27 protein-coding genes and 1 pseudogene are annotated in these 23513 nt (G+C 46.7%); 15 read left to right on the forward strand and 13 right to left on the reverse strand.

What is annotated here, in order from left to right:
* Positions 1-212: 212 nt before the first annotated feature.
* The 5 genes from DES37_RS25530 (at position 213) to DES37_RS20595 (ending at position 5867) form a co-directional block, all read left to right on the forward strand.
* Positions 213-305 carry a YoaK family small membrane protein gene (locus tag DES37_RS25530; RefSeq protein WP_036104321.1) on the forward strand — a complete coding sequence of 31 codons (93 nt, stop codon included), beginning with the start codon at positions 213-215 and terminating at the stop codon, positions 303-305.
* Positions 306-613: 308 nt separating this feature from the next.
* Positions 614-3793, forward strand: a complete 3180-nt coding sequence (locus DES37_RS20580) for an HD domain-containing phosphohydrolase (RefSeq protein ID WP_110027655.1) — start codon at positions 614-616, stop codon at positions 3791-3793.
* 175 nt (positions 3794-3968) lie between these two features.
* A complete protein-coding gene (locus DES37_RS20585) occupies positions 3969-4421 on the forward strand; it encodes a cyclophilin-like fold protein (RefSeq protein ID WP_245930150.1) in 453 nt (150 codons plus the stop codon).
* A 172-nt stretch (positions 4422-4593) separates the two neighbouring features.
* The gene (locus DES37_RS20590) at positions 4594-5085 is read left to right on the forward strand and encodes a (R)-mandelonitrile lyase (RefSeq protein WP_110027657.1); all 492 of its coding nucleotides are present in this window, start codon (positions 4594-4596) and stop codon (positions 5083-5085) included.
* Positions 5082-5867: a carboxymuconolactone decarboxylase family protein gene (locus DES37_RS20595; RefSeq protein WP_110027658.1), complete on the forward strand. Its 786-nt coding sequence runs from the start codon at positions 5082-5084 to the stop codon at positions 5865-5867. The genes DES37_RS20590 and DES37_RS20595 overlap by 4 nt, the downstream gene beginning before the upstream one ends.
* A 306-nt stretch (positions 5868-6173) precedes the next feature.
* Here the strand turns inward: DES37_RS20595 and ymcF are convergent, their stop codons facing one another.
* Both ymcF and cspE read right to left on the reverse strand, forming a co-directional pair.
* Positions 6174-6356: a cold shock small protein YmcF gene (gene ymcF, locus DES37_RS25945; protein ID WP_110027660.1), complete on the reverse strand. Its 183-nt coding sequence runs from the start codon at positions 6354-6356 to the stop codon at positions 6174-6176.
* A 19-nt stretch (positions 6357-6375) separates the two neighbouring features.
* On the reverse strand, positions 6376-6588 hold the full coding sequence (gene cspE, locus DES37_RS20605) for a transcription antiterminator/RNA stability regulator CspE (protein ID WP_036104338.1): 213 nt from the start codon (positions 6586-6588) through the stop codon (positions 6376-6378).
* Between the two features lie 323 nt (positions 6589-6911).
* Between cspE and DES37_RS25950 the strand changes: the two genes are divergently transcribed.
* Positions 6912-7103: a YnfU family zinc-binding protein gene (locus tag DES37_RS25950; RefSeq protein ID WP_110027661.1), complete on the forward strand. Its 192-nt coding sequence runs from the start codon at positions 6912-6914 to the stop codon at positions 7101-7103.
* 100 nt (positions 7104-7203) lie between these two features.
* Here DES37_RS25950 and DES37_RS20615 read toward each other — a convergent pair whose 3' ends face one another.
* Positions 7204-7596, reverse strand: a complete 393-nt coding sequence (locus DES37_RS20615; RefSeq protein WP_110027663.1) for a YybH family protein — start codon at positions 7594-7596, stop codon at positions 7204-7206.
* A gap of 48 nt (positions 7597-7644) precedes the next feature.
* Positions 7645-8535 carry an oxidoreductase gene (locus DES37_RS20620; protein ID WP_110027665.1) on the reverse strand — a complete coding sequence of 297 codons (891 nt, stop codon included), beginning with the start codon at positions 8533-8535 and terminating at the stop codon, positions 7645-7647.
* 295 nt (positions 8536-8830) lie between these two features.
* Here DES37_RS20620 and DES37_RS20625 point away from each other — a divergent pair, with 295 nt between their 5' ends.
* Positions 8831-8983 (forward strand): DUF1427 family protein, encoded by a 153-nt coding sequence (locus DES37_RS20625; protein WP_110027667.1) that lies wholly within the window; start codon positions 8831-8833, stop codon positions 8981-8983.
* Here the strand turns inward: DES37_RS20625 and DES37_RS20630 are convergent.
* Both DES37_RS20630 and DES37_RS20635 read right to left on the reverse strand, forming a co-directional pair.
* Positions 8980-9456, reverse strand: coding sequence for an NUDIX hydrolase (locus DES37_RS20630; RefSeq protein WP_110027669.1), 477 nt, complete (start codon positions 9454-9456; stop codon positions 8980-8982). The two genes, DES37_RS20625 and DES37_RS20630, sit on opposite strands and share 4 nt — an antisense overlap.
* Positions 9457-9572: 116 nt before the next feature.
* Positions 9573-10514: an AraC family transcriptional regulator gene (locus tag DES37_RS20635; RefSeq protein ID WP_110027670.1), complete on the reverse strand. Its 942-nt coding sequence runs from the start codon at positions 10512-10514 to the stop codon at positions 9573-9575.
* A 159-nt stretch (positions 10515-10673) separates the two neighbouring features.
* Between DES37_RS20635 and DES37_RS20640 the strand changes: the two genes are divergently transcribed.
* Positions 10674-11507, forward strand: coding sequence for an oxidoreductase (locus tag DES37_RS20640; RefSeq protein ID WP_110027672.1), 834 nt, complete (start codon positions 10674-10676; stop codon positions 11505-11507).
* Between the two features lie 112 nt (positions 11508-11619).
* On the opposite strand, the gene DES37_RS20645 is transcribed toward DES37_RS20640, so the two are convergent.
* Positions 11620-13014 (reverse strand): glycoside hydrolase family 28 protein, encoded by a 1395-nt coding sequence (locus DES37_RS20645; RefSeq protein ID WP_110027674.1) that lies wholly within the window; start codon positions 13012-13014, stop codon positions 11620-11622.
* A 333-nt stretch (positions 13015-13347) separates the two neighbouring features.
* Between DES37_RS20645 and DES37_RS20650 the strand changes: the two genes are divergently transcribed.
* From DES37_RS20650 to DES37_RS20670, 4 genes are all read left to right on the forward strand, one after another.
* Positions 13348-13794 (forward strand): hypothetical protein, encoded by a 447-nt coding sequence (locus tag DES37_RS20650; RefSeq protein WP_110027676.1) that lies wholly within the window; start codon positions 13348-13350, stop codon positions 13792-13794.
* A gap of 54 nt (positions 13795-13848) precedes the next feature.
* Positions 13849-14310, forward strand: coding sequence for a transthyretin-like family protein (locus tag DES37_RS25770; protein ID WP_211320571.1), 462 nt, complete (start codon positions 13849-13851; stop codon positions 14308-14310).
* A gap of 347 nt (positions 14311-14657) precedes the next feature.
* Positions 14658-15137 carry a hypothetical protein gene (locus tag DES37_RS20665; RefSeq protein ID WP_110027679.1) on the forward strand — a complete coding sequence of 160 codons (480 nt, stop codon included), beginning with the start codon at positions 14658-14660 and terminating at the stop codon, positions 15135-15137.
* A gap of 491 nt (positions 15138-15628) precedes the next feature.
* Entirely contained in the window at positions 15629-16306 is a 678-nt protein-coding gene (locus tag DES37_RS20670; protein WP_036104394.1) for a hypothetical protein, read from the forward strand.
* A 272-nt stretch (positions 16307-16578) separates the two neighbouring features.
* On the opposite strand, the pseudogene DES37_RS25685 reads toward DES37_RS20670, so the two are convergent.
* The 5 genes and pseudogenes from DES37_RS25685 to DES37_RS20695 form a co-directional block, all read right to left on the reverse strand.
* Positions 16579-16710: pseudogene (locus DES37_RS25685) on the reverse strand (type II toxin-antitoxin system YafO family toxin); the annotation flags it as partial.
* A gap of 214 nt (positions 16711-16924) precedes the next feature.
* Positions 16925-17410: an Hcp family type VI secretion system effector gene (locus DES37_RS20680; RefSeq protein WP_110027681.1), complete on the reverse strand. Its 486-nt coding sequence runs from the start codon at positions 17408-17410 to the stop codon at positions 16925-16927.
* Between the two features lie 18 nt (positions 17411-17428).
* The gene (locus DES37_RS20685; protein ID WP_064596412.1) at positions 17429-17761 is read right to left on the reverse strand and encodes a DUF1493 family protein; all 333 of its coding nucleotides are present in this window, start codon (positions 17759-17761) and stop codon (positions 17429-17431) included.
* The gene (locus tag DES37_RS20690; protein WP_110027731.1) at positions 17755-18213 is read right to left on the reverse strand and encodes an STM2901 family protein; all 459 of its coding nucleotides are present in this window, start codon (positions 18211-18213) and stop codon (positions 17755-17757) included. The genes DES37_RS20685 and DES37_RS20690 overlap by 7 nt, the downstream gene beginning before the upstream one ends.
* Positions 18214-18506: 293 nt before the next feature.
* Positions 18507-19070 carry a recombinase family protein gene (locus DES37_RS20695; RefSeq protein WP_110027683.1) on the reverse strand — a complete coding sequence of 188 codons (564 nt, stop codon included), beginning with the start codon at positions 19068-19070 and terminating at the stop codon, positions 18507-18509.
* Between the two features lie 247 nt (positions 19071-19317).
* On the opposite strand from DES37_RS20695, the gene DES37_RS20700 reads away from it, so the two are divergent.
* Both DES37_RS20700 and DES37_RS20705 read left to right on the forward strand, forming a co-directional pair.
* The gene (locus tag DES37_RS20700; RefSeq protein WP_110027685.1) at positions 19318-19758 is read left to right on the forward strand and encodes a hypothetical protein; all 441 of its coding nucleotides are present in this window, start codon (positions 19318-19320) and stop codon (positions 19756-19758) included.
* A complete protein-coding gene (locus tag DES37_RS20705) occupies positions 19755-20123 on the forward strand; it encodes a hypothetical protein (protein WP_110027687.1) in 369 nt (122 codons plus the stop codon). Before DES37_RS20700 ends, DES37_RS20705 begins: the two co-directional genes overlap by 4 nt.
* Before the next feature lie 38 nt (positions 20124-20161).
* Here DES37_RS20705 and DES37_RS20710 read toward each other — a convergent pair whose 3' ends face one another.
* Positions 20162-20548, reverse strand: a complete 387-nt coding sequence (locus DES37_RS20710; protein ID WP_110027688.1) for a hypothetical protein — start codon at positions 20546-20548, stop codon at positions 20162-20164.
* Between the two features lie 596 nt (positions 20549-21144).
* Here DES37_RS20710 and DES37_RS20715 point away from each other — a divergent pair.
* Positions 21145-23439: an AAA family ATPase gene (locus DES37_RS20715; RefSeq protein ID WP_110027690.1), complete on the forward strand. Its 2295-nt coding sequence runs from the start codon at positions 21145-21147 to the stop codon at positions 23437-23439.
* Positions 23440-23513: the final 74 nt, after the last annotated feature.

Consider the following 23513-nt stretch of genomic DNA (forward strand, 5'->3'; position numbering starts at 1 on the left):
GCGTTTTTTTAACGCGTGATGCAAGCTCACCAATAGCAACCAACGGTGCTGTTTTAGCAGGTTTTTGAGAGCAACTGGCACGCCACCCAACACACTACCCAATGTAGATGATTGCCATCCTGATATGCGCAATTTATTCTGGTAGAATGTAACTGTCATTTAACAATAAATGGCCGTTACCACACTGACTTCATTTACGGGGAGATATCGGTATGAAAATTGGGATACTCTTCCCGATTGCTATTTTTTTCGTGGCTGTCGTTTTTATTACCTGGTTTGTGGCAGGCGGTTACGCCACCTCATAAAACCGGTCACCACAGCTTTGCCCTGCACTGCGGGGCAGAGTTATTCCCTTCTGCATTTCCCGCGTTGTAATTGACTACCCGCTGAGTCACAAGGCTTTTTTTGCTACATCACCCATATGCGTGATGGTATCCGCGCTGAACTCATCTACAGTTAAATAGTGAGCTGGTAATAAACAGCCAGTTACCACGGCGCGTTCCCCTCAGCAAAATTAACTACCCAATATCATGGGTGTATCAGCCATGCTGTCTGCCGGGCTGAATGCACGAAATGAAAATGGATAAAACAATGCGCAAGAAGGCTACGGACTATGCTTGAAAAACTTCGTCATGCCAAATTCAGCATGAAGCTAACAGTTGTCACTATTTTTGTTGCGTTATCGCTGTTAATTATTGCTGTTGCCCTGGCAATGCAGTTTTATTTTGCCCAGTCGTTTGCCAAGGATGCCGCCCGGACTTTATTTACCCATACTGCACTTAATGTCAGTGATAAAATACATTCACTGGACAGCGAAACCAGCGGCCTGACCACGCTGTTTGCACAATTTCCGGGTCTGGAAAAGCAAGACACATCCCAGCCTCTGCGCCCCATCACACCAGCCATGGCCCAGGCAATACGCCAGCACCCGCAGGTTTATGCCATTTATATTGGCTATGGCAATGGCGATTTCTATGAATTAATTAATCTCAATAGCAGTAAGAATTTACGCACTGTATTAGGGGCAACGGCAAAGGACCGCTGGCTGATAGTCAATATCCGCAACACGCCTGCAGGCGGGCAGCAACAATCCAGTTTTTATGACGATGCTTTCACATTAACTCACCAGAAACAAAGCACCAGCCAGTATGTCGCAAATTCCCGGCCCTGGTATCTCAATGCCATGGCAAGCGGCACCACAATAAAAACTGAGCCTTATGTATTTCATACTACGCAATCTTCCGGAGTGACGTTTGCCCGGCGTATAGGTACCAGCCAAAATGTCCTGGCTGTCGATATTTCACTGGATACGTTATCGGTCTTTCTGCAAAACAACCGCTTATTTAAACACAGTGAAACCTTTATTTTTGACAGTGATGGTAATGTCTCTGCGCAATCACTCAGCCTGCAACCCGGGCACACAGCAGAGCAGGCCAGCCCCATTCCCCTTACGCCTGAAGAAACTCAGGCAGTAGCCCAAATGGGCACAGTACGCGTAGCTAATGAGCTTGACTGGGCACCTTATGACTTTTCCTGGAGCGGCACACCTCAGGGCTATGCTATTGACCTGATGAACATGCTGGCGGCAAAAACCGGGTTAAAGCTTGAATATATAAACGGTTTTGACTGGAACACTCTGACTATGATGTTCCAAAAGGGTAAGCTGGATGTGATTCCTGCTATTTTCCAGACACCCCAACGAACAGAATGGGGGTTGTTTACCCAATCCTGGCAGACAGCACCACCGGCATTAATTACCCGGGTCAATGCCCGGCAGCTTAATACACTGCCGCGGTTACAGGGCAGGACGCTGGCTATACCTGCGGGCTGGTCGCTGGCAGAAGAGGTGCTCACTCACTTTCCCCAAATAAAGCTGATGAGCGTGGAAGATTCACTGGCTGCCTTACAGGCTGTCGCCGACGGGCAGGCCGATGCGGCGCTGGAAACCCGGGATGTCGCCCGTTATCTTACCGGGCTGTACAGCATTCCGGGGCTGAAAATTCATAACCCGGTGCCGTTATTTTCTGGCAGCAACAGTTCCGCGTTGTCGATGCTGGTAAGCGCCGATAAACCACTATTACGTGATGTACTGAATAAAGCCATTCAGTCTCTTACTCCGGAAGAAAAAAACACACTGGCAAAACGCTGGCTGACCGACAGCCCCTCTTCGGCAATGCAACGCACTCTGGTTGCCGGTATTGTGCCCTCACCTGCGTTTGTGAGCCTTGCCGCACAGGCAAACAATACCCACACGGCAGTATCACAAGACGTGGTTATCGATGGCAGCCGCTATACGCTGTTTGTACAGCCCGTTGTATCGAATGCCGGGCAGAATCACTACCTCGGTATTATGGTGCCAACAGACGTGCTGCTCGGCCCTTACATGAAAAAAGTGTACCTGTCCCTGGCAATCACGTTGCTGTGCCTTGCTTTGTTGGCGCCAGCAATACTGTACCTGGCAAGTATGATTGTCACTCCGGTACGCCTGCTGTCTCTGGAAAATAAAAAAATTCGCCAGCGGCAATTTCGCGATGTACGCCCGGTACCGAGCCGCATTAATGAACTGCACCATTTATCTGACTCGATTTACAACATGGCGCTCTCTCTGGAAGCCTATCACGCCAACCAACGGGCGCTGATGGATGCCTTTATTCAGTTAATTGCCAAAGCCATTGACCAGAAATCCCCCTACACCGGGGGCCACTGCGCACGGGTGCCGGTTATCGCCATGATGCTGGCTGAATCCGCCGATAAAAGCCAGCTCCCGGCCTTCCGGCAGTTTCACTTTGCCAATGAAGACCAGTGGCGTGAATTCAGAATCGCCGCGTGGTTACATGACTGCGGGAAAGTGACCTCCCCCGAACACATCATTGATAAAGGCAGTAAGCTGGAAACTATCTTCAACCGCATTCATGAAATTCGTACCCGGTTTGAAGTGTTATGGCGCGATGCAGAGATCCGCTACTGGCAGGGCAAAGCGGCGGGCGAGCCAGAAGACGCGTTACAGGCTGCCCGGCAGGCCCGGCAACAACAACTGACGGACGACTTTGCGTTTATCGCCCAGAGTAATATCGGTTCAGAATTTATGAGTGACGATAAAATCACCCGCATTCGTGAAATTGGCGCGCAAACCTGGACCCGCCACTTCAGCGACCGGGAAGGCCTGTCACCAGAGGAGTCAAAACGCCTGGCGCATATAGCTGAAAAGCCACTGCCCGCTGAAGAAAAACTGCTGGACGATAAACCAGAACACCTCTTTCCCTGGATAAAAGACCCGGCCATTTTACTGAGCAACGACATGAAAATGACCGCGCCCCCGATGCAGGCCAACCTCGGGGAGATCCATAACCTGTCAATTCAGAAAGGCACGCTGACAGAAGCAGACCGCTACCGGATTAACGAACATATCATCGCCACAATACGGATGCTGGAATCGTTACCTTTCCCTAAAGAGTTGGCGCGGATCCCTGAAATTGCTGGCGGCCACCATGAAACATTAAAAGGCACAGGTTACCCGAAAAAACTGACGGCGGAGAAGTTGTCACTGGAAGCCCGCATACTGGCTATTGCCGATGTCTTTGAAGCACTGACTGCCGGAGACAGGCCTTACAAAAAAGCCAAAACACTGAGTGAAGCCATCAATATTTTGCACATGATGGTGAAAGATGAGCACCTGGATAAAGACCTGTTTGAATTGTTACTCTCCAGCGGTATTTATCAGCGCTATGCCGAACAATACCTGGAGCCAGGCCAGTTAGATGACGTAGATATTCAGCGTTACCTGAAAGCGTAATTCACCGCTGTGGAAGGGTTCTCCACGTGGCCTGACAAGCCACGTGAACCTGCATGGGCAGGCAAGCCAATTCATGAAATTCCTTCATTATTCTATTCGTATATCTGCTATTCATTAAATAAACCTGCCCTGTTTACAATGGCTCATTGTTAACCGGCACCAGGCAGGAGTTTTAATGCGGCTGTTAACCACCATGGCTATTTCCCACCTGCTACTGTCCTGGCTGTTCATAGCACTGCCAGCCAGCGCATCCACCACCTTGCAAGGGGATACCATGAAATTACACATTATTACTAATAACCAGCTGATTACCGCCACCCTCAACACAACACCGGCAGCGCAGGCATTTGCCAAACTTCTGCCACTCACACTGACACTAAAAGATTACGCTGGGGAGGAGAAAATCAGTGACTTACCTGTTCGCCTGCCCACAGACGGTTCCCCTGCGGGTACTGCGGCCCACAAAGGCGACATCATGGTTTACGCCCCCTGGGGAAACCTGGCGCTGTTCTATAAGAACCATGGTTACGCAGCAGGCCTGGTGAAATTAGGGCAGCTCGATAACCCTGACGAACTACCGGCTAAACCGGCCTCTTATACAGCCAGGTTTGAACTGGCTGGCGAATAAAAAACACACGAGTCTGCAAGAACAAGGTTGTTCTGCATATCCGTTGGTGAACGAGCACCATCAGAATACTGGCACAGCCTACATGCTGGTCAGAATATTATGGGGAATCATTAGGTTACCCCGTTTCGCGAATCAAACAGAACTGACGTTCTTTTCATAACAGGAGAGTATGATGATCCGCTTTACCTCTGCAGTAGCTGCACTTGTTATGTTCGCTGGCGTATCTGCCCATGCAGAAACATCGCCACATATGTCCATCTCATCGAGTGGTAGCCGGGCATATATTGCCGGCCCTGAAGCCACCTTCACAGGCAAGGCCTGGATAGACCCGTTATTCCTTTCCCCTAAAACTCCGCAACGTGCCAGTGCAGGTTTAGTCACCTTTGAGCCAGGCGCACGCTCGGCATGGCATACCCACCCGCTTGGGCAAACACTGGTCATTACATCTGGCACTGGCTGGGTTCAGGAATGGGGTGGCGAGAGAAAAGTGGTGCATGCTGGCGATGTTGTGGCATGCCCGCCAGGAGTGAAGCACTGGCATGGTGCTACCGACAAAACCGGCATGGCGCATATCGCCATTCAGGAAATAGATGACTCGGGCAAGAATGTTGAGTGGCTGGAAAAAGTCAGTGATGAACAATACAACCCGGTGGCCGCCCAATGAAAACCGTCACAGCCATGTTATGCATAGCCATGCTGGGCCTGGCGGGGTGTGCCCCAAAAGACACAAGCAGGAGTTCTTTACCTATGACAGATAAAACCCAACAGGCCGTTGCTGAAGTTGCACCTGCAATGGCGGCTTATTCAGATAAATTTATTCAAGATTTATGGAACCGCCCGGCGTTATCGCACCGCGACCGCAGCCTGGTAACACTGGCAGCGCTAATTAGCCGGAAAGACACCGCAGAGCTACCCCATTACCTGAATGTAGCGCTGGACAGTGGTGTAACGCCAACGGAAATCTCAGAGACTATCACTCACCTGGCCTTTTATGCAGGCTGGCCCAATGCGTCTTCTGCCGCCGTTGTCACTCGTGACGTTTTTCAACAACGCCATATTGATACCTCCAGCCTGCCGGGCGCAGACGTTGCGTTCCTGCCACTGGATGAAGTAACCGAGAATAAACGCGCCACGATGGTTGAGGCCAACTTTGGCAAAGTATCTCCGGGTGTAGTGCAGTACACCACGGATGCCCTGTTCCGTAACCTGTGGCTGCGCCCGGGCCTTGCTCCGCGCGACCGTAGTCTGGTTACCGTGAGTGCGCTGGTTACCGCGGGGCAGGTGGCGCAAGTGCCTTACCACCTGAATAAAGCCATGGACAACGGACTGACTGAAACCCAGGCCTCAGAAGTGCTGACTCAACTGGCCTTTGTTGCCGGCTGGCCGAATATTTTCTCCGCCCTGCCGGTATTTAAAGACGTTTTTGCATCACGCCACGCGGCATAACCCCGCGTAATTAACTGGCCGGGGTATCGTTCGTTCCGGCCGGTTTTCCCGGGACACCACTACCTCTCTGCAACAGTGAAACAGCACAGCCTTTTCACTGGTAAAAAACACTCACCCGCCTGATACGGGCAATATAGCGATGATCTTAGGGAAAAAACCCAGGCAGAGTAAGGCGCAATACGCGAATAGAGTAATGAGATAGTTTCATTAATCAGGCTGTAGCAGAAGAGAGAAAAAAAGCTCAGGAACCCGCAGAATTGCGGTATAGCAGGCATTAAAAAACCCGGTATCAGAACCGGGTTTTTGCTATTGGTGAATATTGACCTGTGCTGCGTTCACTTTATTGATAAGTGAACAAACAGTTGAGCCAGACACCATATCCGCTTTGCAAAAAATGCATTTCGCACCAAACGGGTTGCCGTGTTTAACATCGAAAGATGACACACGATACTGCGAACCCTGGCAGCGTGGGCAACGGAGATGCCCCAATACAGGACGAATGATGTCCTTAGAGTGCTACCACGTTTACAGCAGACGGGCCTTTCTGGCCATCTTCTACTGAAAACTCAACTTTCTGGCCTTCAGCCAGAGTACGGAAGCTGTTGCTCTGAATTGCGGAAAAGTGTACGAATACGTCTTTGCTGCCATCTTCAGGAGAAATAAAACCAAAACCTTTAGTTTCGTTGAACCATTTAACGGTGCCGATAATTTTGTTAGACATGTTTTTTACCTTATTAATTAAACATTTTACTTAAATGATTTAATTACAGATATCAATCGGCGTGTTACAGAGAAGACTCAAGAAGAAGGGGTACTCGCAGGAATACACTTTAGAAATGAGGACTACTTTTCGAACGACTTATAATGATTCTGTGTATCAAATCGGTGCTGATTAACGCATACATCTTCCAGGATAACAAGGGTTATTTTTTTATTTACACTTGATTGACTGTTTCACAGGCAAAACAAATATCTGCACAAACTTCTGGGATTACACAGGCCAAACACGTTAAGCTGTAGGCAGTTAATCACAGAAGAAAATCTATGCAAAACATTAAAAAAAACACTCAAAAATCCTTCCTGGTCTCTATCGAATGCCCAAAATGTGCTGAAAAATCAGAGCACAGCACAGCCCGGGTAAATAAAAAGAAAACGCTTATTTGCCCATTCTGTAACGCTCTTTTCCTGCCACCTGAAACTCACTCAAGGCCCGCGGTTTTTTCCCTGAAAAAATAATCTGATGCAGTAAAATTTGTTGCCATAAACTGGCGGCTGACGCCTGCCTGTTATTTATACAGGCAGGCGCGGATTTAACCGGCCAGATTCCCGGCGATAATCAGCCCAACAATGCCGTACCGTAAGAATTATCAATGGTACATAGCCAGTTTTCTGCTCCATACTGGCGAAAAACGTAGGTTGCACGCCGGCTTTCGGTTACGGTGTTGCCCGCTGAATCCGGGTAATGCAGCACCGTTTCCATAATCACCAGAGCGTCACCACCGCCTTCAATAACCTGCATATTGCCCTGCTCCACCGTCAACTGGTGGTGAAAGTGTTCGGCAATCGCAATAAACGCCTGTTTTATTTTTTCTTTACCCTGAACCACCATACCCGGCTTAATCACCAGCGTTGCGTCATCGGCATAGTAATTCATCAACACATCAAAATTACGTTCAGAAATTGCCTGGTCGCAGGCTTTGATAATGCGGCGTAACGGGTGCCTGTCCATACTTATTCTCCCTGGTTGTTATCTACTTCCCCTGGCAACACTTGTGTATTAGCCCGGCCCGTCGCTGCCTGCAGCCAGAAGCGGCACAATCACGTCGCTTATCGGCGTGGGGATACCATGAACCCGCCCATAACGCTGTATCACGCCATTGCGGATATCCCATTCGAGAGTTTGCCCGGCCACCCGGTCGGCCAGAATAGAGGTGCCTAAATCAGCCGGGGCATTTTGAAAGCGCGCGACTATTTCCGCCGGTACCTCATCGCTAAGCTGTGCGCCTTCGGCACGCGCCACCTGCAGGCACTCACGCAAATAGGCATATGCCAAAGCGGTGATATCGGGCCGGGTGAACATACCCGCCCGGCGGCCAGACAGCACCATCAACCCGGCAACGGCATTCTGCAGCAATTTACGCCAGGCAATAGTGGTGAAGTCTGCCGCGACATCCACCTCGCACCGCGTCCCTTCCAGTGCGGCCAGCACTACAGCCGTGTGCGGTGTTTCTGGCAGCGTCAGGCGTGGTTTTGCCCGCAACCAGACCGAGTAATCAGGCTCACGCTGAGCAGGGAACCACACAACCGATGGCAGCACCGCCACCCCGGGCAGATATTCAGCAAACTGCGTTTTCTGCTCAACCCCATTTTGCAGCGCGCAAACCACCGTGTTTTCATCACACAGGGCAGACAACCACGGCGCTGTTGCAGCCATTTGTGTGGTTTTCACCGCAACAAACACCAGCGAGAAAGGCTGTTTCACCTCTGAAGGGTTGGTTAATACCGGGCCAGGTACGACAACCTGCCCGTCGTCAGTACGCAAAGTGAGTTGTGCATGGGCAGTACGCCCACAAATAACGGGTGTGCGCCCCACTTCATGGAGTGCTGCCGCAACAGTGGTGCCAATTGCGCCAGGGCCGATAAGTGCAATACTGGATTTGGCTGACATCCTCTTCTCCCCTGATTATCTGCCACCGCGCAGGTGGTCTGAGCGATATAAAACCATCTATACCACGGGAAGATGACAAAAACGATGCTCCTATTCAGCGTTCAGTCACCGCATTATGTTAGTAACTATGACAACAACGCTTTCTGCTGGCATTTTGAACCCCCATATCAACGGCAACTTCCGTTGCAGAGAAGATTAACTACTGGAAGTTGGAGAATGCAAAAACACGCAGTTTTATAGCGGCACAACTGGACACCTTCCTGAATGCTGTTTACCGCCGCCTGGGAGAATAACGATGGAAAACCTTTGGGCGCTGTTAGCAGGGCTAATCATGGGGGGCAGTTTCGCCTTTTTAAAACTGCCCATTCCTGCCCCACAAAACCTGCCGGGTATTTTAGGGGCTTTTGGCGTATTTATTGGCGCCGTGCTGGTTCAGCACTTTCGCTAATCCCCCTGCCGGGCACCCAACGGGGGGAACACACCGGCACCAGACAGGATTTGGATAATGTCTGCCGGGTAGATTATTTCCGGGCTGCCAGCCAGCGCCTGCATACTCCACCAGCGGTGTTGTTTCATGACTTGCTGTTCGTGGTGGCTCCAGCCTTCATGGCTGATTTCGCTGTTACCTGCCCGTATAACAAAAAAGCATTCATTTGCCAGAACACGCTCCCCACTGGGTAACAGCATTTCGAAAGCGCTTTGTGCAACCGGCTCGCCAACGGTGTCCCGTATTATGCCGGTTTCTTCGCGCAACTCCCTGACTGCGGCCTGGGCAAAAGACTCCCCATCTTCAACACCACCGCCAGGTGTGGCCCAATAGCCCTGCCCTGCAAGGGCATCATCGTTGTGCTCGAAACGAAACAGTAAAACCTGATGGGCCGGGTTGATAATTAACAGCCGGGCAGAAGGCCGGGTTCGCATAACAGCAATATCCTTAATCACCAGAGTTATTTTCAGCCCCGAAAAACAGCATTCAGCACTTTTCAGAAAAGGCGCGCGGGTAAACCGGGGATACTCAGTTTACGCAACCGGTGGGGTTAATGTGAAGAGACAAAGACCGAAGGCGTGGCCGGTGCCGGCAGCGCAAAATTGTGCTTCATCCGCGCTATCTCATGGCTGGGCGACAGGCCAAACAGGCGTTTAAATTCGCGGCTGAATTGTGACAGGCTTTCATACCCAACCTGAGCACAGGCAGCAGATGCAGTCAGGTTGTTTCTCAGCATCAGCAGCCGGGCCTGGTGCAACCGGGTTGATTTCAGGTACTGCATTGGTGAGGTATCTGTTACGGCCTTAAAATGGCTGTGAAAGGTTGGCTGGCTCATACCCGCTTCTTTCGCCAGTGCCGCCACATCCAGGCGCGACGCATATTCCGCATGGAGTTTGCGTAACGCTTTCGCCACTTTACCAAACTGCCCCTGCATGCCCAGTGCACTGCGCAACGTTTCCCCCTGCGCGCCGGTAAATACCCGGTAATAAATTTCTCTCACCATCGCCGGGCCAAGAATTTCGGCATCCAGCGGGGAAGACATCACCTGCAGAAAACGTAACACCGAAGCGCTCAGTTGTGAGTCCATGGGGCTGGACACCATACTGCGCGGGGGAGCCGCCGGGCTTTTCCCCCGGCCATCAAGCGCCAGCATCAGCTCGGCCGCCAGGCGGAAGTCCAGCCGCATATAAATCGCCAGCATCGGCTCTTCAGCACTGGCATCGGTTTCCATCGTAAAAGGCACTGGCACGGACACCATCAGGTAGTGCCGGGCATCATATAAATAGACATCCCGCCCCAGGAAACCACGCTTGCGGCCCTGGACAACAATCACAATACCTGGCTCATATAACACCGGTGTACGCAGAAGCGGGCGGTTGGACCGTAAAAACCGCACGTCGCCCAGCGGCGTGATGTTGTAGCCTTCCTGCGGCGTTAACTGGCCCAACAGCGCCACCATCTGGCGGTTTACTTGTGCAGAAGTCATGGTCATAGCAAAGCCCTGGCAACGTGACGGGTATTCAGCATCTCATTCAATGGCTGTTGGTGTCCAGCCAGGTCAGAGGAACAGGCAAACCTTACAGAGGAACCGGGATACCGCTGCGATGCTCTGAATTCTATCCTGTGTATCCCTTTTGACCAGGAGCGAACCATGAACTCAGCAAAATTACTTTTTATTACCGGTGTGAGTAGCGGCTTTGGGCAGGCGCTTGCCAAAGAAGCACTTAAAGCCGGGCACCGTGTGGTGGGAACAGTACGCACTGAGCAGGCAAAACAGGCATTTGACGCCCTGGCCCCGGGCCAGAGTTTTGGGCATATTCTGGACGTAACCAATGTCGCGGCCATTGGCACACTTGCCACCACGATTGAACAGGAAATCGGTGCGGTTGATGTGCTGGTGAATAATGCCGGTTACGGGCATGAAGGCGTGATGGAAGAATCACCGCTGAGTGAAGCCCGCCACCAGTTTGACGTCAATGTCTTTGGCGCTGTCGCAGTGATTAAAGCGTTTCTGCCTTATTTCCGGGCGCGCCGGGCGGGGCGCATTCTGAACATTACTTCGATGGGCGGTTTTATTACCATGCCAGGCATCAGCTATTACTGTGGCAGTAAATTTGCCCTGCAGGGGATTTCTGAAACCCTGAGTAAAGAGCTCAAGCCATTTAATATTTTCGTGACTGCGGTTCAGCCGGGTTCATTTCGTACTGACTGGGCGGGGCGTTCGATGGTGCGTTCTGCGCGCACCATCAGTGATTACGACGCAAGCTTTAACCCAATACGGGAAACGCGTGAAAAACGCAGTGGGCACCAGCCTGGAGACCCGGCAAAAGCCGCCAGCGCGATGTTGCAGTTAATTAACAGCCCTGAGCCGCCGGTTTCACTGCTATTGGGCAGTGATGCCGTACAACTGGTGCGGGAGAAGCTCCAACAAATGCAGCACGATATTGACCACTGGGAAGCATTAAGCCGCTCTACAGATGGGTAACTTCCCCCATAAAGCTGGGGTGGCTCAGGTTGCAGAATAACCGGACGCCAGCCCCGTGGCGGGCATGGGCATGATACACTCCGCCCGCCACTGAACCCGGCCTGTCAGGGCGTTACTCTGTGATTTTGGTACCGGCATCCTGTTTGATAGCGGGGCCAGTTTTCACGGTAAGCACTAACCCGGATGTCGCCAGCTCTGCATTACGAACTCGCAGGCCCTGGTCTGCAGTAATATTCACATTCACAAAGTGGAAACCGCTTAAAGGGGCTTCCGGCGTGCCAATAATATACGCCGCTGCGTGGCTGTTCCCTGTCGAAGTCAGGTTCTCCACCGTAATATTGCTGAAGTGAGGTGTTTTGTATTTATCAAAGGGTTGCTTTGGGTCAGTATCTGGCGGGTAAATCTGCTCGCCCAGGGTAAAGCCCCCGGCTTTCAGCATTTCATCCACTTCGGTTTGCACAATTGGCGCAGCTTTGTAATACGCAGAGAACACCAGAGGCACTTCGACATCATGCATACGGGTATTCCGGTAAGTGACATTTTTTACTTCGCCACCTTTGCCGCGCGGGCTCTTAATACGAATACCGTACATTGAACCTTCAAAGGTATTATTTTCCACCAGAACATTATTAACACCGCCCGAAGTTTCACTACCAATGGATATTCCACGCCCCTGTTTAAGGGTATTATTCGCGATATAAATATTATCAATCACGCCATCCGGGAAGCGGGGATCCGGTTTCTCTGCTTTGATCGCAATATGGTCATCGTTGCAATCAATGTAATTGTTAGTGATCCGGATATTGCGGCTGTTTATTGGGTCAATGGCATCGGTGTTTGGTGCATGCCATGGCGATAAAATATGCGTGCCATTCACGGTGATATCATGGGAATAACGCATCACAACATGAAAGCTGGGCGAGTGAGTCAGCGTTACGCCATCAATCAATACCTGGCTGGCGTTTTTAATATAGATAAGCCTTGGGCGATCTGTGCTGCCTTTTTTCCCGGTTTTACGGATATTCTCACGCCAGCGTTCCCACCAAACTGCGCCCTGCCCGTCGATAGTGCCTTCACCGGTAATAGCCACGTTTTCAGCATCCGCAATACTAATGAACGGCAACCAGCCATTCTCCGCTTCGGCATACTTTTGCTGTGGGTTTGCCCGGTAAGCCTCTGTCTCTGTAGAAGCAACCAGCGTTGCATCCTTCATTAGCTTTAACTGGATATTACTTTTCAAAAATAGCGGGTTGGTCAGGTAATTTCCGCGGGGAACCAGCACTGTACCGCCCCCGGCCTGCGCACAGTCATCAATCGCTTTCTGAATCGCTTCTGTATTTAACGCAATTTGCAGGCGCTGCCCCTGAGCACCATATTGGGTTATATCACAGACTTTATCCGGGAATGTTAAGGCAAGTACCGCAGGTTGCGCAGCCAGAGAAGAAGGCAGGTAAGCTGAACCCGCCATACACACAGCAAGTAATGGTAACGCCATTTTGTTATGCATACATAAATCCATTATTGAAATTAAGTTTCAATAAAATAACACCTTAATTTTAATATTATACCCAGCGGATCACTCTTTATTCAGATTTGTTATTTTCCCTAACCACAGGATAAAAACTGTGAGCGATATAACTGGCTTTTTGGGCAATTGCCTATGGATTTTTCAATAAAAATAAGACTATGCCTGGCTGGCTTACCCGGATGATACCTTCCCTTTCAGGGCGTTGCGGGCCATAATTGCAGTTATCATACACAGTGCTGGCGATGCCCGGTTCATTACCTGAATACACTATTCAGATGCCGCCAGTATATTTCCAGTTATACAAGGATGTTGATGAATAAGTTTTTAGAAAATAAATGGAGTTATGCAGGCATGTTGTTGGGTGCCTGTGCGCTGATACTCAGTATTTTTCATTTCACCGCAGGGCCGTTTACTTCCCCCGCGCAGTCACTTGAACGCACGGTTGCCGAGAAAGTCTCTGCCGTTAAAAGTGGGATAATCGCTGGCCTGAAAGGGCAAGAGCCCCCCGCCCCCGCCAAAAAACACTGGCCCAATATTGATACAGTGCTGACTAACGCAAGCATTGGCCTGGCCGCGGTTGCGCTGCTGTGTGCCTTTATTGGCGGGCTGTGCAAAGAGAGTTCCTGGTGCGTGAACGGTGCACTGTTTTTTGGCAGCAGTACGCTGGTGTTTTACGCCTTTCTGGTATGGGCTGCGCTGGTATGCACGCTATTGATCTTGTTTATTATTGTTTCCTTTTTTACTGGCCCACCATGCTGACCAGTATATAGCCGCCTGTGACAGAACATTTCACCGTTTGCTAAAGGATTTGCCATGCCCGCCACCGCCATATTGCTCTTCAGGTATGCCGTGCTGATTATTGCCAGCCCACTGTTACTGAGCGGCTGCCTGCACCACCAATATACCAGCCCACAAATTGAAGGCACGCTAAGCCATGCCGGGAAACCGTTAGCCGGAGCCACGGTATCTGTCACTGATTTTGGTAAGAAAATTGTTTCGTCGCAAACCGATGCCAACGGGCATTTTGCCCTGCACCCGGAAGGTAACTGGCAGGTATTTATTCCCATTGGGCCACAGGATTTGTATCTTCACTGGACTTTGGTACTGGATCAACCTGAAGGGGAGCTTAGCCTGTACGATGGTTACCGCGCAGGTGGCGTGTTCGATGGCTATTCAAAAAGTGATAACCTGGTATTGGCCTGCGACACCGCAAAGCCCGTCGACAACCCACTGGAGCCTGAAGCCAAAAACTATTGCCTGCCAGTCTCTCCATAACACCGCCAGGCCTTCTGGCCTGAATTACATGTAATTTCAGCAAGTTTTGCGAGCATGGCCGCAGGCGTTTGCTTGCCAAAAATCAGCAAAAACAGTATTTTTCCCCGGCACCTGCATAATCAGGTGCCGGGATTGGAACCCCGAATTGCCAAAGAGCACAAGTCACGTTTTACGTGTTACTCTGTGTCGCGCTCGCTCGCCCTCATTATGGTGAGTTGGGCAGGGGAACCGAAAGGTTCGCCGGGTTCTTTGGTGTCCGGTAGTTCCAACCCTGCTCAGCTCACCACCAGCAGAGATTGGAACCTCTCGGTGGTGTAAAGGTAATAACCACCAAAGAGGATGCCCTTATGGCTACAACCCCAGCTTTTACTCACTCTTTACTTACCCTGCCCGTTAGCGACCAGACAGAGTTCACCGTACTGGCACGCCACTGTGAACACCTGGCAGATACCCTGCTGGAATGTGCTGATCCACTGTTACGCCTGGCACTGTGTGAAAGGCTGAATACCAGCCTCAGCCTGTTACGCCCCACATTGCTGGAACCTGTTCCCGAACATTTGGCTTACTGCCTGACAACAGACAGTATGGCAACAGAAAACCCGGAGCCAGCCGCTGCCGGTTTCGTGCCAGACAGCGAACAACTGTGTGATTATGCACTGGCGTTATCGCAACTGCTGGCATGCCATACACTGCCACCAGGTTGTACACAGCCACTGCACGGGTTACTAAACGATGTGGTCAGCCAGTTCGCCAGCCTGTTATGCGCCCCGCGCTGGCGCAACACGCCACAAGGCAGAGAGTGGATTGACGCACCTGGCAGCGAATAACACCTGTTGCTCGTGCAGGTAAAATAATAGATAAAACAGGGCTGCGTAATAGTGGCCCTGTTTGTTACCTGGCAGCTTTATGTATTCTTAATATCAACAGAACTCTTGATATATATACCACCTTCATCCGGATGCTACATATATGCTGGTGCGGGGATTTAATCACCTCTTGTTTTAGATAACATTTATTATCTGAATATAAATTTTAACAGCAATAGCTGCCCCCCTGCGCTAAACAACAATTACCAACTAACAGCGATTAACAATAAAAATTTAGCTTTGGATAATTTAAACAACCAATTAGCCGTTCAAAAAAGAACAGTGATATAAAATAGCCTGCCATTCAGGAAAATTTTTCATATCGCTAAAAACAGATTAAAGATATCGCCATTCTAACCGTTATACATACGGTACTCCCGGCTCAGGGAATAACATCACTGGCAATATTGATAATAACAATCATGCTGTCATTTATATAGGGAAAGTAACAAGTGAAAAACAATCTATTAATAACCGGCGTGCTGTCTTTAGCTTTTCTGACCGGATGCGCAGGGAATCTTCACCCACATACAGTACAAGCGGCTAACGGTAGTTCCGTGCAAGTGGCGACTATCTTTGTACCAACGGAATTGAACAATAACCGCTACGCAGATACCGCATTGCGTGAAGTGACTCCAGCTCACGCGGGCACCGGAATGGGGCTAGCAATAGCCAGTGCCATATTGGGTGGTGGTATCAGCACCAACTCTTTTGATAAGAACAACTACAAAGGCACTAGCATCGATTCCCTTCCTGAACCCACATCCCGTTACTTTGGCCCGAAGGCCGAAACCAAAATTCAGGAATGGCTGGCGAAAAATGGCAACGGCAATACCTGGAGCCAGCCACTGTTTATTGCTGCATCAGAGTGGTCGCTGGTGTACACCAATTTATCTGCCAATGACAGTAACTACGATTTAACCTACCGGGTTAAGTTCTATAAACGCCCGGAAGGTGGAAATATGTTCAGTACTTATGTGGTATCGGAATGTGCGCCTGCCCATGTCACGGCAACACTGGGCGACTGGCAGGCAAATGGCTATGCAAAAGTAACTCAGGAAACAGAGAAAATGATGGATTTCTGCCTGCTTGAGTTGGAAAGCCAGCTACCACGCCTGTTAACAAAATAATGCTGTGCGACAGACCCGTTGCCCCACATGACTTCCCCGGCTACCCGCTTCTGGTCTGTCGCCTGAATTTTTTGTTTCGGTTCAGCGAAATTTTATATTTCCAGCATGAATTCAAGCTGGCGGTGAGTATAAGCATACTTATTTTTGTTCCACGCAATTGTTGAGACTTCCGGTGTTTCAGCTATAAGCCGGTACTCATCCTGTAGTCCCTCCAGTTTTTATGCTGGCAGGGGCTGAGGCTGTTAATATAGGCGCGGTCATCATCATAGATGGGCATCACGACCAAAGGTATCTGGTAAGACTCCATCCTCTTTATAGGAAAGAAAATCCGCCGCCAAATCATCAAGCTCCTGTTGGCTCAATTGCTGGCGAATCAGTGCTGACTTAAAAATCCTTATACTCATTCCGTGAACTTGGTCAGATCCTTGTCAGAGGCGTTTTGCAGCAGTTTCTGCCCACTATCCGCAATATCACTTAAACGTTCAGCAGATGGCCTGAATCGCGCAGCTACAGAAAGTTTCAATCAGTGCCTGAGCGTATTGTGAAAGAGTTGCAGAGCTATGTTGAGCTAATAAGCTAAAATGGAAAAAGGGGCTAAAATCCCCTTTGTTTATGCTGTTAGGCTTGTTTCTTCTCGTTCCACGCATCAGAGTGAAGAATGTTACCCTCTTTATAAAGATGGGTAATTTTCTCATAGCTCAAGGAAACATCTTCCATGTGCCCTGTACCTGTTACGTTGCGGGTATCGTGCATAACAGGACTATGGCTAACCACTTTCACATTTTCTAAAGTGATCGTGTAATAAATTTCCTCTTGTCCACTGTAGTTAATCCGGTAGAAATTGAACTCCGCACTTTTCAGCGTTTGGCCTGAAGCAACAGCCTTAAACAAATACGGTGATGAACTATCGATCTCTTTAGTGAAATTAAAAGAGCAGTGTTGACGGCTACCAGTAACTTTGCCAGTGAGGGGATCTGTGGGAATAACAACGCCATGCTGCAAACTGCGTAATTCTATGCTTCCATCACGTCCGTGAACATCGCAAGATCCCATAATCTGGGAACCGCCATCATCTTTTAAGATTAGGTGAACAGGTACAGCCATTTATTAAGCTCCTTGCTATTAGTCGTATAACCATTTCCCGGCTTTAGCTGACTCGATCAGCATACCGATAGTGAAATCTGGAACGGGGATCGGGGGAAATTTCTTGAACGGATTCCATGAAAAAGGCTCGTCAGGGTAGTATGTTTCAATCTTAAATTGGCCTCTTTCCACCTGAAACTCTTTAAAAAATTCGTCCATCAAATCTTCAGCTTCACCAACATCTAACAGCATGTCAGTATCAAAATCAGTGTCCCTCGTTAACAACCTTTGCTTTTTCTCGTTGTTAAATAAATAAACACCATTGTAGCGCCTTGCCAATTCAAAAATACGTTGCTCAATGTCATCTACCATAATTTATCGTTGCCCCGTGCTATGCGGTTATAGTCACGTATAGCGCAGTAGGTGATCTGTGACACATCAGCCAATAAAATAATTTCACCGACAAGGGGAATAGTTCGCCCTACAAAGGTACTCACTTTCGCTACCATTCGCCGCTCTACCGTCCAGGGCGTATAACCACCAACCCAAGTTGGCAACTTTATCCCATAAGGAAATTTTGCGGTCTTGAAAAACTTCCGCATTGTTTTTGATACTCGCGAAGTACCTTCTTTTGTGCCTTTGGGTTTCGTTCGGGTTTTCTGGTTATTGACACCACTGTAAAGGGCGACCACAGCCACAACATCATCAATCCCAAAATGATCCGCTGTTGTTTCGCAGAAAATCATGAAAAACAATTCAGAGGCGGTAAGATTTGATTTTCCCGCATAAAAGTACGTTCCGTTTAGCTCTTCTACTGTATCCACCAGTAACCCTATAATTTCTAATGAGTTGCGCACTTATCGTACACCTATGCAATCGGATAGGGGAAAATTTCTTCCGGGAAAATTCTGATTCTGTGTAACGAAATGAGGTTGATAAACCAGATCAGAACATCGTATTAACTGCCCGGTTAATTTGATCTCTGCTTCTTCTTCCTGCTTTTAAGCTAACCAGGATTTACCCTCTGGAGTTGCCAGAAAAAGGCATTTTGCAGAACAGTCTATCTCATGCACCACATCCCCGGTCACGTTCAGCGCTACTGTCAGCCATCCATCGGCTAATTTCGGAGTGTTGTTGACATAGTCGCTCTGGAAACACCGTATTCACGCGCTAACGCACTGATACTGGTCCCGCTATTCTTTTTCTCTATAATCGCCCTACGGGCTTCTGGTGCGATTTTCGACGGTCTGCCCAGCTTCTTTCCTTCAGCTTTTGCTCGTGACAGCCCCGCCTGAGTGCGTTCAATAAGTAGGTCACGCTCCATTTCCGCAACGGCTGCCAGCATAGACAACAGAAGCTTACCGGCAGCAGAAGTGAGGTCAGTAGTTCCAAGCTGGTGGACGATCACCTTGATATTACGCTCTGCCAGTGCCCTGACCGTCTGGAGAATATCAATCGCATCACGTCCCAGACGGTCTAGTTTTGCAACTACCAACGTTTCACCATCGCGAATTTTGCTAAGCATTTCAGAAAACGCTTTACGTTGCATAGCCGGAACCTTCCCACTGACGATATCGGCAAACCAATAGTCAATTTGCCACCCAGCTTGCTCAAGCTCAAGTCGCTGGTTCTCAGTATCCTGCTGCGTTGTTGAAACACGCCCGTAGCCAAAAGTAGCCATTGTTATCTCCCCATCTGACCCCTGCCAGAAAACGAGGCCAACATTAGGATGGCCTGTCAGAAAAGCCAAGGCTATTTTTCCAACAGTGTGAAAGCGTGCGATTGGGAGGTGCCAGAAAACGGTCGATTGTTGGCAAATTTAATAACTATTATGAGAATTTTTATTGTGGCGATCATGTTAAGACCTGCACTACTATACAGTTAGACAATTCAATTTGTGCAACATCAAGCCCTCCAGGAGAAACGTTTTGAGCAATACTGACAGTGAACAACTTGATGAAGTAACACCAAATACGCCAGGAGTCACACCAGAACCACCTGCACCTAAATCGAGAGCTTATGAGACATTAAAAAGACCGCTTAGCGAAAAAGAACTACTCAATATTGGCAGTGTTAATTTGATGATCGACGATATACATAGAATGGAGAATGAGATTAGCTCACTAAAATCCTTCCAAGATAAATTTCATGAAAAAGATAAGAGTGAAGCAATTTTAAAGGAAAAACTTACTGCTTATAAACTTAGCGAAATAGCATATAATGTTTCCATCAGCATGGGAGCTTTATTTATTGGTATTGCGATAAAACTATGGGATATAGAAATTTACGGAAAACTCTCCTTAGGAGCTGGAATTATTCTCTGGCTATCTGGTAGTGCAATGAAACTCGGGAGGATGATAGCTAAATGACTATAGAAATAAAATATGTAAAGGACTCTGGCGACATCAAAAAAGAACGTTTAGTTCTTAAAGTAGTTTCCGATGATCAAATTGGGAATTATGTTACATTCGACACAACATATTTTGATGATGGCACTGTTTCAAACTCAATGAGACACTCCTTCTGGTTTCCTGATCGAGAGGTCAAAGAAAATGACCTAATCATCGCATATACCAGAAACGGACAGGACTCAAGAGTTGAAAATAAAAATGGAACCACTTCACACTTTTTCTATATGGGGTTGGATAAATCCATTTGGAATAAAGATGGAGATTGCGCGGTGTTAATGAAGATTGCATCATGGCAACATAAAAAAATAAACAAAACAAATTAAAAAGCATTAAAGTGCCAAGTATGGACTTGGCACTTACTCTAAAATATTTTATTTAGAATCTCGGCTTGAATTATTGGATGAAATTCCTCATACATTGTATTCATACGAACGTTATTCTTTTCTTTAGGTTTTGCCACTCTAAATGATTCAGTAACCAACCACTTTATATTTCTGCCGATTGACACGACATTGCTGATTTCCATAATCGTTTCATTCATTACTACACCAATAGCCTTCACGATAATATATTTACTAGAAGGAGGTGCGGATTTTATATATATGAAATCACCAACCTTCAGCGTTTTTATGAATTGGTGTAATTCAGGGGCATCCTCAACATCCCATCCAGGGCCAGCAATATTATTAGATATAAACAACTCACTCACATCTTCATCATAATAAGCACCAATAGCATAGATAGCCATAAAATCTCTCACAATTTAAGTTTCGAACAACTCTTACTGATAGGTTAGTCAATAACCATACCAACATAAAGCACAAATATCACAGTCGACGAACATTCACAAAGAATAGAGAGTATTACGGAGGAAATCAGCATCCTCCTACATTGACGCAACGATATCAATACCCTGTAGTTTGGAAACTCCCTGTATGTTCTCCGATTCCTAATAACTGATTCGCGATGTTGACAGCTTTGTAAGTATGGCTGCGAGTGCAATTGTGGCCTACGTGATATGCTGAACTTGTTTTGATAGCCTCCATATACCGCACTTCAAATCCTACTCTACCATCAAAAAAGCGATAGATTCGTTGTGTGAGCTTTAGGGCAAGAGAGATAACCCGCTCATTCGTGAGCTGCTCCCCTTAAACGGAGATGAGATCACAATTGCTGAACTGATACGCTATGATACTGATGTCTTGAATAGATAACGTTTTTTTGGCATATATCAAATCATTGAACCATAAAACTATCGCAACACATACAAATAATAGAGTATTTTTATTCGTAAAGTCTGTATGAGAAAAACTGGCATAGATATAATCACTCAAGGTTACTACTATGATGCAAAGCATTGACTTACTTAGAGACTACGGAATTTTCAGAAATTACATCAAAACTGATGCAAAAGATTTTGGAAGGCTTAATTTAATATACGGTTGGAATGGAAGCGGAAAATCAACATTATCGTCGCTTTTTGAACAGATAGAAAACCATCAGAACACTAGATACCCTAATTCAACCTTTTCTATAAAAACCTTCGAACAAGGAACGATAACAAAAGATAACATTTCCGCAAATAATTTAAACCTGAAAGTATTCAATCAAAGTTTTATAAACAAAAACATTGACTGGAACAACTCAGTAAAAAGTATTTTGTTGATAGCTCAAGAAAAAATTGAAGAGAAGAAAAAATTAGAGGAATTGAGAACATCTTTAGATAAAAAAACAAAAGAGTATGTTAGAAGAAAAACAGCGAATGATAAACTTACCGATGAACTTCAAAAGTTCCTAACGGATGCAGCTAAGAGAACTAAAACAAGTTTACAAGTCATTGATACCAGTGACTCGAGATTTTTAAGCTATAACAGAACAAAACTTGAAAACTTCATCACGTCAAATGTTGATCTAATAAAAAAAGAAGATTCAATCCTAGATATAAATGAAGTGGCAAGGTTAACTAAAGCAGCAAATCCCACACAAAAACCAGCAATTACAACCAAAATTCCGAGCGTAGATTCTTCCTTACTAAAAAAAGCACAAGATAGGTTAAATGAACTATTCAAACAATCAGTAACAAATAAAGTTATTGAGAGTTTGAAAAACAATCAAGATATACAATCTTGGGTTTTTAGTGGGTTGAATTTAAATCTAGGTAGTGATAGTTGTCATTTTTGCGGGAACAAGATATCACAAGAGCGAATCGATGAATTAAACGCACACTTTAATGATGAATACAGAAACTTCTCAGGAACCCTAGATAAAGCTAAAACATGGTTAGCAAGCCAATTCATTGTGTTAGTAAACAACAGTGACATTGATATTTATGACGAACACAAAGATCTTCTAAAAGAAAAGTCATCACTCCTTAAAGATGAGGCTGAAAAAATAAACAGCTACATCAATGAATGGGAGAAAACATTAGATGAAAAAATAACAAACCCTTTCAATATTAATCTCTTTGCTGTTGAAATACCAAATTCATTATTTGTTAACTTCAATCAAACTGCAACCGATATTAATAAGATAATAGAGTCGCATAATAAAAAATGCAAAGACTTCAAAGAGGAAACTAATAAGGTAAAGTCTAAACTTGAGTCACACTATGCGGCATCGGAGGTAAACGCGTTCGATTACTTCAAAAAAATGTCAAACCGCGACTCGGAAACAAAAAATTTACTGACAAACGATAATGATCTAAAAGGAATAAAAGCAGAAATAAAATCCATTGAAGATTCATTATCAAATGAAACCATAGCAGCAGATATTTTCAACAAACATCTACACGGTTTTCTTGGTCGCTCAGAATTATCTCTCCAATTTAATAAAGAAAAAAATGGATACGAAATACTCAGAGATAACCAAATTGGACATGCACCTAATCTTAGCGAGGGTGAAAAAACTGCCATAGCTTTGATTTACTTTATAACAAAACTAACAGAGAATGATAATAAAATCTCCGACAGCATCATCGTTTTCGATGATCCCGTTTCGAGTTTTGATTCAAACCATCTATTTCATTCATATTCATTTATAAAAACGTATTGTAATGATGCAAAGCAACTTTTTTTACTAACTCATAACTTTACGTTTTTCAAATTGGCACGTGACTGGTTCAACACAAACAATAAAAACAGAAAAAGAAAAGAAAAAGTTGAAAACGCATTTTTCTATACCATTGAACCCAGTGCTGTTACGCCTCGCTCATCTGCAATATGTAATGCTGACCCGAGTTTAATTGATTACAACTCAGAATATCATTATATCTTTGATACTTTGTATAAGCATAAAGAACATCCTCGACTAACTCGTGAGCAGGCATTCTTTACAGCAAATCTATCTCGTAAATTGTTAGAATCATTTTTAAACTTCAAATACCCAAAACATAGATCAGATTTATCACAACTAATGGATGTTGCTGCAAAAAATTGTATTGCCTTTGATAGCAATAAAAAAGAAAAGGTTTATCGCTTTATTAACAAATATTCCCATAGTGCTGTTATCGAAATGAATGAAGATATTGCTGAAAATTTAATAGGTGAAGGCACAAACGTAATCGGAGACATCTTTTTATGGATAGAAGAAATTGACAAGGTTCATTATGATGAAATGGTAAGTGTTTGTCAGAAAAACTGATAGTTGCATCCCCCCAACTTTTGCGGGGGATGCAATATTATAACAAACAAATTAAATCAAAAAGCTAACAAAAA

Source organism: Mangrovibacter plantisponsor, assembly GCF_003182475.1.
Classification (GTDB): Bacteria; Pseudomonadota; Gammaproteobacteria; order Enterobacterales; family Enterobacteriaceae; genus Mangrovibacter; species Mangrovibacter plantisponsor.